Here is a 16,345-nt window from a genome sequence, read left to right on the forward strand (position 1 = left end):
GCGCTACTCGGCCGCCGCGCGGATGCCGGACGGCGTGTCGGGAAAGGCACAAATGACGGTGGTGCCGATGTCCTTGCCGGTTTCGATGCGGACACTGCCGCCATGCAGCTCGACAAAGCTCTTGACGATCGACAGGCCGAGGCCGGGGCCGCGCCGGCGGCCGCCATTGGTGCGCGGTTCGAAACGGCGGAACACCGAATCTAGCAGGTCCGGCGGCATGCCGGGACCATCGTCGTGAACGGAGAATTCCACGCCTTCGGCAAGCGAGCGGCAGGCGAGCGTGATGGTGCTCGCCTCCGGTGCGTAGTTCGCGGCATTGCTCAGCAGGTTGTAGAGGATCTGGCGGATGCGGATTTCGTCGCCGTGGAACGTCTTTGGCGCAGTGGCCGCATCGATCTTGAGCCTGATCGCATGCTCCTCCAGCCGGTCGGCAACAAGCTCGGCAGCGGCAGCGATGGTCCGGTCGACGTGAACTTCGGAGATATCGAGTTCCATGATGCCGGCATCCACGGTCGCCAGGTCGAGGATGTCGTTGACGATGGTGAGCAGGACCGAGGAAGACGAGCTGACATGCTCGACATATTCGCTCTGCTTCTGGTTCAACGGCCCGGTCGAGGGCTGCGAAAGCAGCTCGGTGAAGCCGATGATGTTGGTCAGCGGCGAGCGCAGCTCGTAGGAGACGTGCTGCACAAACTCGTTCTTGAGCTGGTCGGATTTTTCCAGTGCCTCATTCTTGTCCTTTAGCGCCCGCTCGACATTGACGCTGTCGGTGACGTCGACGAAGGTCATCATCACCTGCCCGTTGGGCAGCGGGATCATCGCGTAGCGCAGCACGGTGCCGTTGTTCAGCTCGGTCTGGCCGTGGCGGTCGCGGCGCTCGTCGTCGAAACCGGTGACGGCGGCAACGAACCCGCGCCAGGGGCTGTCGGCGGCGCGCCGGTCGCACAGATCGCGGATCGTGGAGACGTGAACGTTGGGCTTGGCGGCATCGGCGTCGAGCCCCCAAAGTGCTGCGAATGCCGGGTTCGACAATCTGAGCCTGCCGTCGGGGCCGAACACGGCCACGCCTTCGGCAAGATTGTCGAGCGTCTCGCCCTGGACCCGCACCGCGGTCTGGTAGCGGCTTTCAAGGTCCATCTTCTCGGTCAGGTTCTCGAACACCCAGGTGACGCCACCTTTGGGCTGCGGATTGGCGACGACGCGGATGGTCTTGCCGTCCGGCAAATGCCACCAATGTTCCTGCGACTCGACCGCGCGATAGGCGCCAAGCAGGCTTTCCTTCCAGCGCCGCCATTCGGGCTGCTCGGCGATCTTGCCTTCGCTGCGCAGCCGGTCGAGCAACAAGGCGTTGTCCGGAGCGCTGTGCAGGAAGCCGCTGTCGAGACCCCATAGTTTCTGAAATGCCTGGTTGAAAAACCGCAGTTTTTCGTCGGTATCGAAAATCGCCACGGCGGTGTTGAGCTGGTCGAGCGTGTCGGCATGGCTGCGCACGGTCCGCTCATATTCGCTACGGATCGTTTCGATGGCGCTGGTGTCGCAGGCGAGACCCGCCGAGCCGTCCGCGCCGGCGAAGTCGGTCACGGCGAACATGCGGCGGTCGCCTTCGATCACGGTGGAAAGCGCCTGCTCGAAGACGCGATGCGACTTATGCTGCGCAGCGATCGCATCGCGCGCTTGGCCGCCCAGGAACTCCTTCGCGTCGCGAACCGCAGCTTCGGCGTTTTCCGCCTCGACCGCCCTGGCATAGGCGCGGTTGACCCATTTCAGCCGCCCGTCCGCCGAGCGCAGCCAGGCTGGCATGCTGAGTGCGTTGAAAAGACCGAGCATGGTGTCATAGTCGGCGGCAAGGCGCTGGTTCTCGATTCTTAGCCTGGCCTCGCTTCGCTCCGTTTCAGAAAGCGAGACGAAGCGGACGAGCACGTGTGCTGCGCTCTTGCGGCCGTGCACTTCGAGCGGCGCCCCGGCCTGCGATTCGATGACGAGATCGAACGGCTTCGCCTTTTCCCGCAGTCCCGCCACGGCATTCTCGAGCGCCGCCGCCGAGCGCGGCATCAGCCAACGGCCAAAGGCGAGGAAGGCGGCACGGTCTTCCGGAGCCCCGCTTTCAACCGGCAATGTCCCGACGAGCTCGGGCTTTTTGTTTTCCGATGCCCATACGATGACACGCTGGTCGCGCAGGTTGAGCAGCGCCTCGGAGCGCTGCAGCGCAGCGTTGACGTCGGCCAGGCGGGCTCTGAGTTCGCCATTCTGGGCCGAGGTGCGCGCCCGTTCGCGGATCAGGAAAATGGCGGAGACAAGTGCCGCGCCCATGACGCCGACAAACATGGCGAGTTGCATGACCTCGACCGTGCTGACCGACAGCCCGGCTTTGGGCGCAGCCGCGTGGGATGCAGCAGCCGGTCCAGCATGCGCCGAAAGGCCAAGCAGCGGGCCGGCGAGCGCGGAAGAAGCAAGCAATTTTCCGACGCGGGCGCCAGCGCGCCATAAGAGGCTTCCGCCTCTGGTAGCGGAACCCGTGGTCGCCATATCGTTGTGGCCGCCGGAAACGGCCTGTCCCGCGCAAGGCGGGTAATCCCCCGGCATGTCCTGGTCCTCTTCGCCGCCTGAATGCAAGACCGCCCTGATGCGGGCCTCGGCCCTCGTCCCCGGGCCCGCGAATCAGCACCATAGCGCTTGCGCGAATCGGCGTGAAGAATCAATCAGCGCAAAAATAAAGCCGGGCGAAAGTCAATCGCCCGGCCTCAATATCTAGTGGTACTTTCCGCTGTGGTTAATAGCGGTAGTGTTCCGGCTTGAACGGTCCCTGCGGGGTCACGCCGATATAGGCGGCCTGTTCGCCGGACAGTTCGGTAAGCCGGGCGCCGAGCTTGTCGAGATGCAGGCGCGCGACCTTTTCATCGAGATGCTTCGGCAGGACATAGACCTGGTTCTGATACTGGCCGGGCTTGCTGTACAGCTCGATCTGGGCCAGCACCTGGTTGGTGAACGACGCCGACATGACGAAGCTCGGGTGGCCGGTGGCGTTGCCGAGATTGAGCAGGCGGCCTTCCGACAAAAGGATCATCCGCTTGCCGTCCGGGAAGGTGATCATGTCGACCTGCGGCTTGATGTTGGTCCACTTCAGATTGCGCAGCGACGCCACCTGGATCTCGTTGTCGAAGTGGCCGATATTGCCGACGATCACCATGTCCTTCATCGCCCGCATATGGTCGATGGTGACGACATCCTTGTTGCCGGTGGTGGTGATGATGATGTCGGCGGTCGGGGCGGCATCTTCGAGGGTGACGACTTCGAAGCCGTCCATTGCCGCCTGCAATGCGCAGATCGGATCGACCTCGGTGACCTTGACGCGGGCGCCGGCGCCCTTGAGCGACGCCGAAGAGCCCTTGCCGACGTCGCCATAGCCGCAGACGACCGCAACCTTGCCGGCCATCATCGTGTCGGTGCCGCGGCGAATGCCGTCGACCAGCGATTCCTTGCAGCCATATTTATTGTCGAATTTCGACTTGGTCACGCTGTCGTTGACGTTGATCGCCGGGAACGGCAGCAGGCCCTTCTTCTGCAACTGATAGAGCCGGTTGACGCCGGTCGTCGTCTCTTCGGTGACGCCGCGGATCGCCTCCTTCTGCTTGGCGAAGAAGCCGGGCGATGCCGCCATCCGCTTCTTGATCTGGGCAAACAGGATTTCTTCCTCCTCGCTGCCTGGATTGGAGAGCACATCCTCGCCGGCTTCGGCGCGCGCGCCGATCAGGATGTACATGGTGGCATCGCCGCCATCGTCGAGGATCATGTTGGAGGTGCCGCCATCGGCCCACTGGAATATCTTGTCGGTGTAGACCCAGTAGTCCTCGAGCGACTCGCCCTTGACCGCGAAGACCGGAATGCCGGCCTCGGCGATGGCCGCGGCCGCATGGTCCTGGGTCGAAAAGATGTTGCAGGAGGCCCAGCGGATCTCGGCGCCGAGCGCCTTCAGCGTTTCGATCAGCACCGCCGTCTGGATGGTCATGTGCAGCGAGCCGGTGATGCGCGCGCCCTTGAGCGGCTGCGCCTTGCCAAATTCTTCGCGGCAGGCCATCAGGCCCGGCATTTCGGTTTCGGCGATCTCGATCTCCTTGCGGCCCCAGCCGGCAAGCGAGATGTCGGCGACCACATAGTCATTGCTACCCGTCATGGCAGTGCTCCGATCAAGAATTGTCTTCGGGATGCGCCCGCGCCGGAAGGCGTGTCGAAGGGCGCGAGTTGCCGGCCTGACTAGCAGATCGTCGGTCGGACGACAATGGGATATAAAGAAATCTTTATCCGTGCATGTCCTCAGATGCGCGCCGGCGCGAAATCGGGTTCAGCCGCGACGCGCTCCAGGCGTCAGGACTCTTCGCCGAAGCGGGAGGCGACCAGTTGCTCCAGCGCGTCGATCACCTGCTCGGCCTCCGGGCCGCTGGCGGTGACGCGGATCGAATAGCCGGGGCTTGCCGCCAGCATCATTAGGCCCATGATCGAGGTGCCACCAACCGTGACGCCGTCCTTCTCGACCTGGACGGAGGCGTCGAAGCCGCTGGCAACCTGAACGAATTTTGCTGAGGCGCGGGCATGCAGGCCACGCTGGTTGACGATTGGAAATTCCCGGACGATGTCACCCTTGTTGGCCGACAGCGCGCTCATTTGCTGCTCAGAAGCTGGCTGGCGACATTGATGTATTTGCGGCCGGCCGCCTGCGCCTCGTCCAGCGCTGCGCTCATATTGTCGCCCTTGCGAATGCTGGACAGCTTGATCAGCATCGGCAGGTTCATGCCGGCAATGACCTCGGTGCGACCGGATTCCATCACCGAAATTGCAAGATTGGACGGCGTGCCGCCGAACATGTCTGTCAAGACGATGACGCCCGCTCCCGTGTCGACACGGGCAACGGCATCGATGATGTCGCTGCGGCGCTGCTCCATATCGTCATCGGCGCCGATCGCGACGGTCTCGAAACTGTCTTGTGGCCCGACGACATGTTCCACGGCATGGCGGAATTCGGCGGCCAGTTGACCGTGCGTTACAAGCACGAGTCCGATCATTCTTTGGTGGCTCCCGTCATCGCCGCTTCACAGGCGTTTCATGCTCGCCGGCCTTTTCAGGCGGCGGGAGCGCTATCTTGTCGACGCGAGGCGCGTTGACAAGCCCAAAATTGCACAGGCGCAGGCCATTTTGACGCATTGCAGCAACAATTCGAAATCGCATCATACGAAAGGCGCAATTGGCAGCCGCGCCATCACGGCCGGCAGGGCCGCCGGAACATTGCGTTCGGCAAGATCAATACGCGGCACCGGACAGCCCGCGATGAACTCGCTGGCATCTTCCTGGAAGCGGTCCATTTCGCTTGCCGGGACCAGCCGGATGCAAAGGTCGATGACGCCGCCGGGCTCGAACGACAATGGCCGCGGGCCGAATCCGGGGACCTCGGCGAGGCCGGCGATGGGAGCGGGCACCCGGCAGACCAGCCGCCCCGCGTGATCGGCCGCGAGGAGCCTGTCGTCACCGATCAGCCGCGAAAACAATCCACGTTGACGGCAATGATCGATGAGGGCGAACGCCAGCGTCGTCTTGCCCGATCCGGACGGTCCCGTGATGAGGACACCACGCTCGCCGATCAGGATCGCCGTGCCGTGAATGTTCTCAGCCTTCACAGTCGGCTCACGCATGAGTTCCTGTCCGGAAACCGGTCGCCACTTTTCGGGATCATGCTTTTTGGTTCACGCATGATCTTGTCCGAAAACCGGTTCCCACTTTTCGGGATCATGCTTTTTGGTTCACGCATGATCTTGTCCGAAAACCGGTTCCCACTTTTCGGGATCATGCGTCAGCCTTCCGCCGGCAGTGTCACGACGAAACGCGCGCCCTTGATCTCGCCGGGTTTGGTGCCCGGGATGTTCTCGGCGGTCAGCGTGCCGCCATGGGCTTCGACGATCTGCCTGCTGATCGACAGGCCAAGACCCGAGTTCTGGCCGAACGCCTCGCCGGCCGGCCGGTCGGTGTAGAAGCGCTCGAAGATGCGGTCGATGTTGTCGGCCCTTATACCGGGACCATTGTCGTCGACGGTGATGATGTTGACCTTGCCGGCGCGCGCCAGCGATATGGCGATGTGGCCGCGCTCCTCAGGAACGAAGGAGCGGGCATTCTCGATCAGGTTGGTGATGACCTGGCCGATCCTCAGATCATGGCCGGCGACGAAATAGCCTTTGACGCCCTGCGGCAGTTTGGCGACCTTGAACTCGATGTCGACCGTCTTCTTGTTGCGCGTGGCCGTGCGCGAAACGTCGACCAGATCGGTGATGAATTTCTTGAGATCCACGGTTCCTGCGTCTTCGCGCGCGAGCTCGGCGTCAAGACGGGAGGCATCGGAAATGTCGGTGATGAGACGGTCCAGCCGCCTGACGTCGTGCTGGATGATCTCCATCAGCCGGGCGCGCGACGCCTCGTTCTTGGCCAGAGGCAGGGTCTCTACCGCGCTGCGCAGCGAGGTCAGCGGGTTCTTCAATTCGTGCGAGACGTCGGCCGCGAAACTTTCGATCGCCTCGATGCGGGCGTAGAGCGCATTGGTCATGTCGCGCACGGCGATCGACAGATTGCCGATCTCGTCCTGCCGATCGGAGAAGTCCGGGATTTCCTCGCGATTCTTGACGCCGCGCCGCACCCTGACCGCCGCCGCCGACAGCCGGCGCAGCGGGTTGGCGATGGTCGAGGCAAGCAGCATCGACAGGATGGCGGTGACAAGGGCGGCGATGCCGAAGACGCGCAGGATCGCCTTGCGCTCGGCCGCGACGATCTTGTCGATGTCGCCGCCTTCCGTCGACAGCATCAGCACGCCGAGGACGGCGCGGAAGCGCTGGATCGGCACGGCGACCGAAACAATCTGCTCGCCCTGTTCAGAGATCCGCACGATGGTCGACGGGCTGCCGGTAAGCGCCTTGACCACCTCCGGAAATGCAGCGCCGTTGCCGCCCGGCTGCTCATGGTAGACCGGCAGCGCGGTGTTGCGGAAAAAGTCGAAGACGAATTTCTGGATTCGCTCGAGAAGATCGGGCTCTTCCTTGTCGGTCGGCGGCAGATCGTAGCGAAGGATCTGGCCGCGCGAATAGAGGTGGCGCGAATCGAGCAGCAGATTGGCGTCGCGGTCATAGATCCGGGCGCGCGTCCGCGTCGGCGAAATCAAGCGCCTGAGCACCGGCGCGACGCGCTCAGGATTGATCGGAAAGTCCAGATTGTCGAGCTGATCGGAGCCGGGGCCCAGGCTTTCACCGGCCTGCAGTTCAAGCAGCTTTTCCGGATCGATGCTGATCGAATCGGTCTCGACCGTCGCCGATGCGGCGATCGCGCCGGCGATGATCTCGCCCTGGGTCATCAGGCTCTCGACGCGGGCATCGATGAGCCCGTCGCGAAACGTGTTGAGGTAGAGAATGCCGGTGACCAGGACGGCCAGGCCGGCGAGGTTGAGGAAGAGAATGCGCCGCGTCAGGCTGGAAAAGATATGGTGGCCGAGGAAGCGGCGCATCGGCACCGTGATCCTCGACAGGAATGCGGGCAGAATCCGCGACGGGCGCCGGGCGCCCGTCCGTCTCACTCGCTCTACGTCCACTGCCATCGAATAGCAGCCCCCGCTTAGTAATTAGTGAGTAGGCAGTAGGGAATAGAGAAATGGTTGGCCGAGGTCGCGGCGATGCTGAGTGGCCGTTCGCACCATTCAAAACTTACTACCGACTATTCCCTACTGCCTATTGCCTATTTACGCTTCGCGAAACCGATATCCGACTCCGTAAAGGGTTTCGATCATCTCGAAGTCATCATCGACGGCCTTGAACTTCTTGCGAAGGCGCTTGATGTGGCTGTCGATGGTGCGGTCATCGACATAGACCTGCTCATCATAGGCCGAATCCATCAGCGCATCACGGCTTTTTACCACACCGGGGCGTTGGGCCAGAGAATGCAGGATCAGGAATTCGGTGACGGTAAGCGTCACCGGCTCGCCTTTCCAGGTGCAGGTGTGGCGCTCCTGGTCCATGACAAGCTGGCCGCGCTCAAGCGAACGGGCCTGCTGGTTGGGCGTCTTGGCCGACGCCTCGCGGGCGCTGGCACGGCGCAGCACGGCGCGAACCCGCTCGACCAGAAGACGCTGCGAGAAGGGTTTGCGGATAAAGTCGTCGGCGCCCATCTTGAGGCCGAAAAGCTCATCGATCTCGTCGTCCTTGGACGTCAGGAAGATCACCGGCAGGTCGGATTTCTGGCGCATCCGGCGCAGAAGTTCCATGCCGTCCATGCGCGGCATCTTGATGTCGAGAATGGCGAGATTCGGCGGGCGCGCCGCCAGGCCTTCCAGCGCCGACGCCCCATCCGTATAGGTTTCGACGCGATACCCCTCCGATTCGAGGGCGATCGACACCGAAGTCAGAATGTTGCGGTCGTCGTCGACAAGCGCGATTGTTGCCATTTCAAGTGGCTCCCTCATGAGCTGTCCCTTCTTTGGTCGAGAAGGGGCTTTTGCAGGACAAATTAGGTACAAAATGTGGCACAGGCTTCGTCCGCTGTCACGAGCGGCATGCCGGCGGCCACAATCTCACCTCAACATGGATTGGACCGATACAGACCGCCAATCCTTTGGGCACCCGCCTGATTTTTCGCACATATAAACGATTTAAACAACTTTCAAATTATTTAAATCGATTAAATATTTGATATCATTTGGCTTTTCTGGTTCTGACCGTTACAGTCTCCATCGTTGGGGGCTCCGGAAGTTCGCCGGCCAGGATGCTGCAATCGAAGAAGGAACCCTCATGTCGGAAGCCGGCAAACGCAATCCCGCATGGGCGATCGACCGGATCGGCCTGAAAACCACCGGCGCGGTGCGCTATAATTTCGGCGAGGCCGTCCTTTACGAGGAGGCGATCCGCCGCGGCGAGGCCCGGCTTACCGCGCATGGCGCGCTGGTCGCCGAGACCGGGCAGCACACCGGCCGCTCGCCCAAGGACAAATTCGTCGTCCGCGACGAGACCACCGGGCCGCATGTCTGGTGGGACAACAACAAGTCGATTTCGCCGGCCCAGTTCGACACGCTGCTCGCCGATTTTCGCGCCCACGCGGCGGACAAGGATCTTTATGTGCAGGACCTGGTCGGCGGCGCTGATGAGGACTTGAAGCTGACGACCCGGGTCGTCACGGAGCTTGCCTGGCACTCCTTGTTCATCCGCAATCTGCTCATTCGCCCGCAAGCCGCCGAGCTCGAGCAGTTCGTGCCCGAGTTGACGATCATCGACCTGCCGTCGTTTCGCGCCGATCCCGTCCGCCACGGCACCCGAACCGGAACGGTGATCGCCGTCGATCTGACGCGCATGATCGTGCTGATCGGCGGCACCTCCTATGCCGGCGAAATGAAAAAATCGGTGTTCACGGTGCTCAACTATCAGTTGCCGGCGAAGGGCGTGATGCCGATGCACTGCTCGGCCAATGAAGGCGCCGGCGGAGACGCGGCCATCTTCTTCGGCCTCTCGGGAACCGGCAAGACGACGCTGTCGGCCGATCCGTCGCGCACGCTGGTCGGCGACGACGAGCACGGCTGGGGTCCGCATGGCATCTTCAACTTCGAAGGCGGCTGCTATGCCAAGACGATAAAGCTCTCGGCCGAAGCCGAGCCGGAGATCTTCGCCACCACCCAGCGCTTCGGCACGGTGCTGGAGAATGTGGTGCTCGACGCCGGCCGCGTGCCGGATTTCAACGACGGCAATCTCACTGAAAACACGCGCTGCGCCTACCCGCTCCACTTCATCCCCAACGCCAGCAAGACGGGCCGCGCCGGTCACCCGAAAAACATCATCATGCTGACCGCCGACGCATTCGGCGTGATGCCGCCGATCGCCCGGCTGACCCCGGCGCAGGCGATGTATCATTTCCTCTCCGGCTACACCGCCAAGGTGGCAGGGACCGAAAAGGGCGTCACCGAACCCGAAGCGACGTTTTCGACCTGTTTCGGCGCACCGTTCATGCCGCGCCATCCGTCGGAATACGGCAATCTGCTGCGCGAGCTGATCGCCCATCACAGCGTCGATTGCTGGCTGGTCAACACCGGCTGGACCGGCGGCGCCTACGGCACCGGCAAGCGGATGCCGATCAAGGCAACGCGGGCGCTGCTCGCCGCAGCGCTCGACGGCTCGCTGAAAGGGGCCGATTACCGGACCGACGCCAATTTTGGTTTCGAGGTGCCGGTGGCGGTCGCGGGCGTCGACCGTGCCATTCTCGACCCAAGATCGACATGGGCCGATACCTCAGCCTATGACCTGCAGGCGGCAAGGCTGGTCGGCATGTTCGCCGTCAATTTCGAAAAATTCGAACCGCATGTCGACGCCATCGTGCTCGGCGCCGCGCCGCGCATGCGCGAAGCCGCGGAATAGTCGCCAGCCGGCTAGCAGAGCCGGGATCGGGATCGGGAAGCCCCGACCCGGGGGGCCTTTTCTTTTTTCGTTCGCCGCGCCATGACTCCGGCATGAACGCCGACGACAAGATCATCATTGCCGACGATGCGGTGATCCATCCGGATGACCTGCACGAGGACTTCATCCGCTCGTCCGGCCCCGGCGGCCAGAACGTCAACAAGGTGGCGACGGCGGTGCAATTGCGCTTCGATGCGGCGAATGCGCCTGGCCTGTCGGAGCGCGTCCGCGAGCGAACCATAAGGCTGGCCGGCCAGCGCGCCACCAAGGACGGCGTCATCGTCATCGAGGCCGGACGCTTCCGCACGCAAGAGCAGAACCGGGCGGACGCCCGGGCGCGGCTTGCCGAACTGGTCGCCAAGGCCGCCGAACCGCCGCCGCCGCCGCGCAAGAAGACGAGGCCGTCGAAAGGCGCGGTCGAAAGGCGGCTGAAGACCAAGGCTGGGCGCGGCACGATCAAGAAGCTGCGCGGTCGCGTGGACGACGATTGACACGCGTCGACCCGGACGCAAAGGGTGCGCGCTCGGGCAGTCACGCATGGTGCTTTTCCAAAAATCGATTCCGAATTTTGGGCCGATGCGGCGGGCACGACATCGATCGCGGTCGAGACCGCTTCCAATTCGAGGTTGCAGGTGGCAAGTTCGGCATTCGTCACAGCAAGGAGACCGCAGATGGGCATGTTTGATTTCGTCAAGGACGTCGGCAAGAAGCTCGGCTTCGGCGACGATGAGCCGGAGCCGACCGCCGATACGCTGAAGAAGGAACTCGATTCGCACGCGCTCGGCACCGACAATGTGGAAGTCGACGTCAAGGGCGATACGGCTGTGCTGAAAGGCGTAGTCAAGGACCAGTCGATCTTCGAAAAAGCCATCATCGCCGTCGGCAACACGCTCGGTGTGTCCAAGGTGCAGGCGGATGAATTGCAGGTCGCCGCGCCCGAGGCTGGCACGCCCGCAGCCCCGGCCAAGCAACCGACCTTCTACACGGTCAAGAAAGGCGACAATCTCTGGAAGATCGCCGAAAAGAGCTATGGCAAGGGCAAGGGCGCGAAGAACACGGTCATTTTCGAGGCCAACAAGCCGATGCTGACCGACCCGGACAAGATCTATCCGGGGCAGGTCCTGCGCATCCCGGATCTCGACCAGGCCTGACCAGATCGAGCCAGATCTGCAACAGCAATCGACAATGGCGGCGGCTTTCGGGTCGCCGTTTTCGTGTGATGGTGGCATTCTGGTCGTTTGCAGACCAACGGATCAAACGACCATGCTCGTTCTGCCCAAAGGCGTCCGCCACATGCCCCTCTGTCTGTCCCGTGCGGTGCAGGAAGCGCTCGTCGAGGATGTGAGGCAGGTCGTGCAGGAAGCGCCGCTGTTCGTGCCGGCGATGCCGCGCACCGGCAAGGAGATGAGCGTGCGCATGACCAATTGCGGTTCGCTCGGCTGGGTCACCGACAAGCAGCACGGCTATCGCTACCAGCCGACGCACCCGGTAACCGGAACGCCCTGGCCGCCGATCCCGGACGTGCTGCTGGAGCTGTGGCGCGAGGTGTCTGCCTATCCCCATCCGCCGGAGGCCTGCCTGGTCAATTTCTATTCGCCCGACGCGAAGATGGGCCTTCATCAGGACCGCGACGAGATCGATTTCTCCGCGCCGGTCGTCTCCGTTTCACTGGGCGACGATTGCCTGTTCAGGGTCGGCCAGAGCACGCGCGAAGGCGGCACCAAATCGTTCAGGCTGAAAAGCGGCGACGTCGTCGTGCTTGGCGGCGAAGGCCGCCTGTGTTTCCACGGCGTCGACCGTATCTATCCATCGACCTCGGCACTGCTCAGGAACGGCGGGCGGATCAATCTGACGCTGCGGCGGGTGACCTATCCTGGCTAATGCTGTCGCGCAGGAGCGGTGGCCGGCGCAATGCAGGCATATTGATCACCGGCTGCTCCCGACAAATGCTCTGGAATTTGCAATCGAACGATAGCGGGCACTGCCTAAAGCGCGTCGCGTTTGACTGGCCTCATGCGACGCGCTTCAGGTTATTGTTTTATGCATGTCGTTATCGCAAAACCGCTGCACACTTTTGCGCGACATGCATCAAAGCGCCGTTAACCGCTTCGTTACAGCTTCCTGAGCGCCACTTCCTCGACCAGATGATTGGCGCCCTTGCGCAGGATGAGATCGGCGCGGGCTCGCGTCGGCAGAATGTTCTCGCGCAGATTCTTCAGGTTGATGTTGGCCCACAGGCCTTCGGCGATGGCGCGGGCCGCTGCTTGCGAAAGTTGCGAATAGCGGTGGAAGAAGGAGTCCGGATCGCGGAAGGCGGTCTCGCGCAGCCGCATGAAGCGGGCGATGTACCATTGATGGATCAGCTCCTCTTCGGCATCGATATAGATGGCGAAGTCGAAGAAATCCGACAGGAAAGGCACGATCTTGCCGTCCTTTGGCAGCTTGCCCGGCTGCAGGACGTTGATGCCTTCGAAGATCAATATGTCCGGCCGGTCGATGGTCTGGAACTCGCCGGGAACGACGTCGTAGGTCAGGTGCGAATAGACTGGCGCGCGGACATTGCGCTGCCCCGATTTGATGCCCGACAGGAAACGCAGCAGGGCGCCGACATCGTAGCTGTCGGGAAAGCCCTTGCGCTCCATCAAATTGTTGCGGCGCAGGATTTCATTGGGAAGCAGGAAGCCGTCGGTGGTGATCAGATCGACCTTGGGGCTCGACGGCCAGCGCGCCAGCAATTCCTTGAGGACGCGCGCCGTGGTCGATTTGCCGACCGCGACGGAGCCGGCAATGCCGATGATGAAGGGCGTCTTGACGACATCCACCGCGTTGAAGAAGGCCTGGCGCTGCCTGAACAGCAGCTGGCTGGCCTCGACATGGGCCGACAACAGCCGAGATAGCGAAAGATAGATGCGCTTGACCTCTTCGAGGTCGACCGGGTCGTTGAGCGAACGCAGGCGACGGATCTCGTCCTCGCCGAGCGTCATCGGCGTGTCGGCGCGGAACTGCGACCATTCTTCCGCCGAGAAAAAACGGAAGGGCGAATATTTCTCGGTGGGGGCGAGCTGGTCCATCGAGTTTCCTGCCCTCCGCAGCGATCAGCCCCGGTCCTGCCGAGACGCCTTTTCGGCGATGCCCGAACGACCGGTGCGGCGCTCGAGTTCGGTCAGGACATCGGCAAGCGGAACGCCGGCGACGCCCAGAACGACGAGCCAATGATAGATGAGATCGGCGCTTTCCGAAACGAGGGCTTGTCTGTCACCGCCAACGGCCGCGATCACCGTTTCGACCGCCTCTTCGCCGAGCTTCTGCGCCGCCTTGTCGATGCCGCGCGCGAACAGCTTTGCCGTCCACGAATCCGGATCGCCGGAATGCGCGCGTTCCCTGATGATTGTCTCCAGATCGGAGAGCGAAAACTCAGCCATGGCGCCATCTATCTGCTTGTTTAAGCATGATCTTTTCCGAAACCGGTTCCCCCTTTTTGGCTGGCGCGGACCTTCGGTTCGGGATCATGCTTTAGAGCCGATCCCCTGACGAGTCCAGTCGCATCGGCAGGCCGGCTCGGGCCATGTGCGACTTGGCTTCAGCAATGCTGTACGTGCCGAAATGGAAAATCGATGCCGCCAGCACCGCGCCGGCATGGCCGTCGCGAATGCCCTCGACCAGGTGATCGAGCGTGCCGACGCCGCCGGAGGCGATGACCGGCGCACGCACGGCGTCGGCGACCGCGCGGGTGAGCGCGATGTCGTAGCCGGCCTTGGTGCCGTCGCGGTCCATCGACGTCAGCAGGATCTCGCCGGCGCCGCGATCGACCATCTGCTGAGCGAATTCGACCGCGTCGATGCCGGTCTTCTCGCGGCCGCCATGCGTGAAAATCTCCCAGCGGTCGGCCTCGCCTTCGCCTGACACCATCTTGGCATCGATGGCGACGACGATGCACTGGTTGCCGAACTTGTCGGCCGCCTCGGCGATGAAATCGGGATTCCTCACTGCCGCCGTGTTGATCGACACTTTGTCGGCGCCGGCCAAAAGCAGCTTTCTTATGTCGGCGACCTGGCGCACGCCGCCGCCGACGGTCAGCGGCATGAAGCATTGCTCGGCGGTGCGGGCGACGATGTCGAAGATGGTCTCGCGATTTTCGGACGAGGCGGTGATGTCGAGGAAGCAGAGCTCGTCGGCGCCGGCGGCATCATAGGCCATGGCCGCTTCGACCGGATCGCCGGCATCGATCAGGTCGACGAAATTGACGCCTTTGACGACGCGGCCGTTCTTGACGTCGAGACATGGGATGACGCGGGCTTTCAGCATCAGATCCTCGCATGCGCGGCAAGAAAATCGCCAAGCAATTGCCCAACGACAGGCGGAACCTCGCCTTTGGCGTCAAAGGCAGGATCATAGGCGGACAGGGTGATGCCGACGATCGGGATCGACTTGGCCAGCCCGCAAACCAGTTGCCGCAGCTGCTCCGGATTTGGACCTCCCGGCAGCGCATAGCGGTTCACTTGCAGCACATCCGGATCGTGAACATCCAGATCAAGATGCAAATGCACTTGGGCCGCGCCGGCCGCCTTGAGCTTTCCCACATTGTCGAGTGCATCGGTCCACTGGGCGCGAATGATCGGCAACGTCTCGAGAAGCCGCCTTTCATCTGGATCGAGGTCGCGCGCGTCGACCAGCATGCAGCGCGACGGGTCGATCGCCTGGAAGCCGGGAATCGCTGACGTCATCGGCCGCCAGCAGAGCCCCAGCGTCGTCGCCAGCGCCATGCCGTCGAGAAAGCCGTAGGCCGACGTCTCGGGCGTGTTGAGATCGCCATGCTGATCGATCCAGATGATCGAATCAGCGGCGTCGCCAGCCACCGCACCGGCGGCGGTCAGGCAATTTCCGGCGAGCACGATGGGAAAACGCTCATCGTCGCGCGCCATGTCGACCTTGGTGGCGACTGCCCGACAGACCGCGAAACCTGTCGCGATTTCGCGTCTCTGGGCATCGCCGACCTCGCCGATGTCCTCGACGATGACATCATGGCCGCGCAAGGCAAGTTCATCGACAAGGCCGCCGGCAATGATGGCGTCGGGGCCTTGGCCAAAGCCGGCGTGGTAAAGGCCGCTGTCATAGGGTGCGAGGATGATCGAGAGTTTCATCGCGCCCTCGCCTTCTCCGGTCCGGCCGCCAGGATCGCCAATGCCTCGGCCGGGTCGATACGTCCGTCATAAAGTGCACGCCCTGAGATGGCGCCTTCGAGCTTTTGCGCATCGGGCATCGTCATGCGCACGATGTCGGCGATCGAGGCCAGCCCGCCGGAGGCGATGACCGGGATGGACACGGCGTCGGCAAGATCGATGGTGGCGTCCCAGTTGATGCCGGTCAGCACACCGTCGCGGTCGATGTCGGTGTAGATGATGGCGGCAACGCCGGCGCCCTCGAACTTCTTCGCCAGTTCGATGACGCCGAGACTAGAGGCCTCGGCCCAGCCCTCGACCGCCACCTTGCCGCCCTTGGCGTCGATGCCGACGGCGATCTTGCCCGGGAATGCCTTGCAGGCCTGCCTGACCAGATCCGGATCGCGCACCGCCACCGTGCCGAGAATGATGCGGGCCAGGCCGCGATCGAGCCAGTCCTCGACCTGCGCCAGGGTGCGGATGCCGCCGCCGAGCTGCACCGGGTTTTTCGTTGCCTTGAGAATGGCGCCGACCGCCGCGCCGTTGACGCTCTGGCCCTTGAAGGCGCCGTTGAGGTCGACGACATGCAGCCATTCAAAGCCTTGTTGCTCGAAAGCCCTGGCCTGCGCGGCCGGGTCGTCATTGTAAATCGTCGCGGTCGCCATATCGCCGTGCTTCAGGCGCACGCACTTGCCGTCCTTGAGGTCGATGGCCGGGAACAGGATCACC

Annotated in this window: 16 protein-coding genes; 4 read left to right on the forward strand and 12 right to left on the reverse strand. The window is 62.9% G+C overall.

Annotation, left to right across the window (positions count from 1 at the left end; all coding sequences use genetic code 11):
- Positions 1–3: 3 nt before the first annotated feature.
- The 7 genes from AC0L3H_RS04960 to AC0L3H_RS04990 form a co-directional block, all read right to left on the reverse strand.
- Positions 4–2,583 carry a sensor histidine kinase gene (locus AC0L3H_RS04960; RefSeq protein ID WP_473584701.1) on the reverse strand — a complete coding sequence of 860 codons (2,580 nt, stop codon included), beginning with the start codon at positions 2,581–2,583 and terminating at the stop codon, positions 4–6.
- A gap of 187 nt (positions 2,584–2,770) precedes the next feature.
- A complete protein-coding gene (ahcY, locus tag AC0L3H_RS04965) occupies positions 2,771–4,171 on the reverse strand; it encodes an adenosylhomocysteinase (protein WP_128168861.1) in 1,401 nt (466 codons plus the stop codon).
- 191 nt (positions 4,172–4,362) lie between these two features.
- Positions 4,363–4,659, reverse strand: a complete 297-nt coding sequence (locus AC0L3H_RS04970; RefSeq protein WP_023796904.1) for an HPr family phosphocarrier protein — start codon at positions 4,657–4,659, stop codon at positions 4,363–4,365.
- Positions 4,656–5,057 carry a PTS sugar transporter subunit IIA gene (locus tag AC0L3H_RS04975; RefSeq protein WP_027152037.1) on the reverse strand — a complete coding sequence of 134 codons (402 nt, stop codon included), beginning with the start codon at positions 5,055–5,057 and terminating at the stop codon, positions 4,656–4,658. Before AC0L3H_RS04975 ends, AC0L3H_RS04970 begins: the two co-directional genes overlap by 4 nt.
- A gap of 162 nt (positions 5,058–5,219) precedes the next feature.
- Positions 5,220–5,681, reverse strand: a complete 462-nt coding sequence (locus AC0L3H_RS04980; RefSeq protein ID WP_473584702.1) for an HPr kinase/phosphorylase — start codon at positions 5,679–5,681, stop codon at positions 5,220–5,222.
- A 158-nt stretch (positions 5,682–5,839) separates the two neighbouring features.
- Positions 5,840–7,621 (reverse strand): sensor histidine kinase, encoded by a 1,782-nt coding sequence (locus AC0L3H_RS04985; protein WP_023796908.1) that lies wholly within the window; start codon positions 7,619–7,621, stop codon positions 5,840–5,842.
- Positions 7,622–7,762: 141 nt separating this feature from the next.
- Positions 7,763–8,464 (reverse strand): response regulator transcription factor, encoded by a 702-nt coding sequence (locus tag AC0L3H_RS04990; protein ID WP_023796909.1) that lies wholly within the window; start codon positions 8,462–8,464, stop codon positions 7,763–7,765.
- Positions 8,465–8,807: 343 nt separating this feature from the next.
- Between AC0L3H_RS04990 and AC0L3H_RS04995 the strand changes: the two genes are divergently transcribed.
- From AC0L3H_RS04995 to AC0L3H_RS05010, 4 genes are all read left to right on the forward strand, one after another.
- Complete coding sequence (locus AC0L3H_RS04995; RefSeq protein WP_473584703.1) at positions 8,808–10,418, forward strand: phosphoenolpyruvate carboxykinase; 1,611 nt, start codon at positions 8,808–8,810, stop codon at positions 10,416–10,418.
- Between the two features lie 92 nt (positions 10,419–10,510).
- Positions 10,511–10,948: an alternative ribosome rescue aminoacyl-tRNA hydrolase ArfB gene (arfB, locus tag AC0L3H_RS05000; RefSeq protein WP_023796911.1), complete on the forward strand. Its 438-nt coding sequence runs from the start codon at positions 10,511–10,513 to the stop codon at positions 10,946–10,948.
- Positions 10,949–11,128: 180 nt separating this feature from the next.
- Complete coding sequence (gene lysM, locus AC0L3H_RS05005; RefSeq protein WP_287253950.1) at positions 11,129–11,608, forward strand: peptidoglycan-binding protein LysM; 480 nt, start codon at positions 11,129–11,131, stop codon at positions 11,606–11,608.
- A 112-nt stretch (positions 11,609–11,720) separates the two neighbouring features.
- Complete coding sequence (locus AC0L3H_RS05010; RefSeq protein ID WP_473584704.1) at positions 11,721–12,338, forward strand: alpha-ketoglutarate-dependent dioxygenase AlkB; 618 nt, start codon at positions 11,721–11,723, stop codon at positions 12,336–12,338.
- 230 nt (positions 12,339–12,568) lie between these two features.
- On the opposite strand, the gene coaA is transcribed toward AC0L3H_RS05010, so the two are convergent.
- The 5 genes from coaA to hisA all read right to left on the reverse strand — a co-directional run bounded on the left by coaA (position 12,569) and on the right by hisA (position 16,344).
- Entirely contained in the window at positions 12,569–13,528 is a 960-nt protein-coding gene (gene coaA, locus AC0L3H_RS05015; protein ID WP_287051301.1) for a type I pantothenate kinase, read from the reverse strand.
- Between the two features lie 24 nt (positions 13,529–13,552).
- Positions 13,553–13,879, reverse strand: coding sequence for a phosphoribosyl-ATP diphosphatase (locus AC0L3H_RS05020; protein WP_023796915.1), 327 nt, complete (start codon positions 13,877–13,879; stop codon positions 13,553–13,555).
- 91 nt (positions 13,880–13,970) lie between these two features.
- Positions 13,971–14,765: an imidazole glycerol phosphate synthase subunit HisF gene (hisF, locus tag AC0L3H_RS05025; protein ID WP_473584855.1), complete on the reverse strand. Its 795-nt coding sequence runs from the start codon at positions 14,763–14,765 to the stop codon at positions 13,971–13,973.
- Positions 14,762–15,598 (reverse strand): arginase family protein, encoded by an 837-nt coding sequence (locus tag AC0L3H_RS05030; protein WP_473492736.1) that lies wholly within the window; start codon positions 15,596–15,598, stop codon positions 14,762–14,764. The genes hisF and AC0L3H_RS05030 overlap by 4 nt, the downstream gene beginning before the upstream one ends.
- Positions 15,595–16,344 carry a 1-(5-phosphoribosyl)-5-[(5-phosphoribosylamino)methylideneamino]imidazole-4-carboxamide isomerase gene (gene hisA, locus AC0L3H_RS05035; RefSeq protein ID WP_236377981.1) on the reverse strand — a complete coding sequence of 250 codons (750 nt, stop codon included), beginning with the start codon at positions 16,342–16,344 and terminating at the stop codon, positions 15,595–15,597. Before hisA ends, AC0L3H_RS05030 begins: the two co-directional genes overlap by 4 nt.
- Position 16,345 lies beyond the last annotated feature (1 nt).

It is taken from the genome of Mesorhizobium sp. WSM4816, assembly GCF_055811535.1.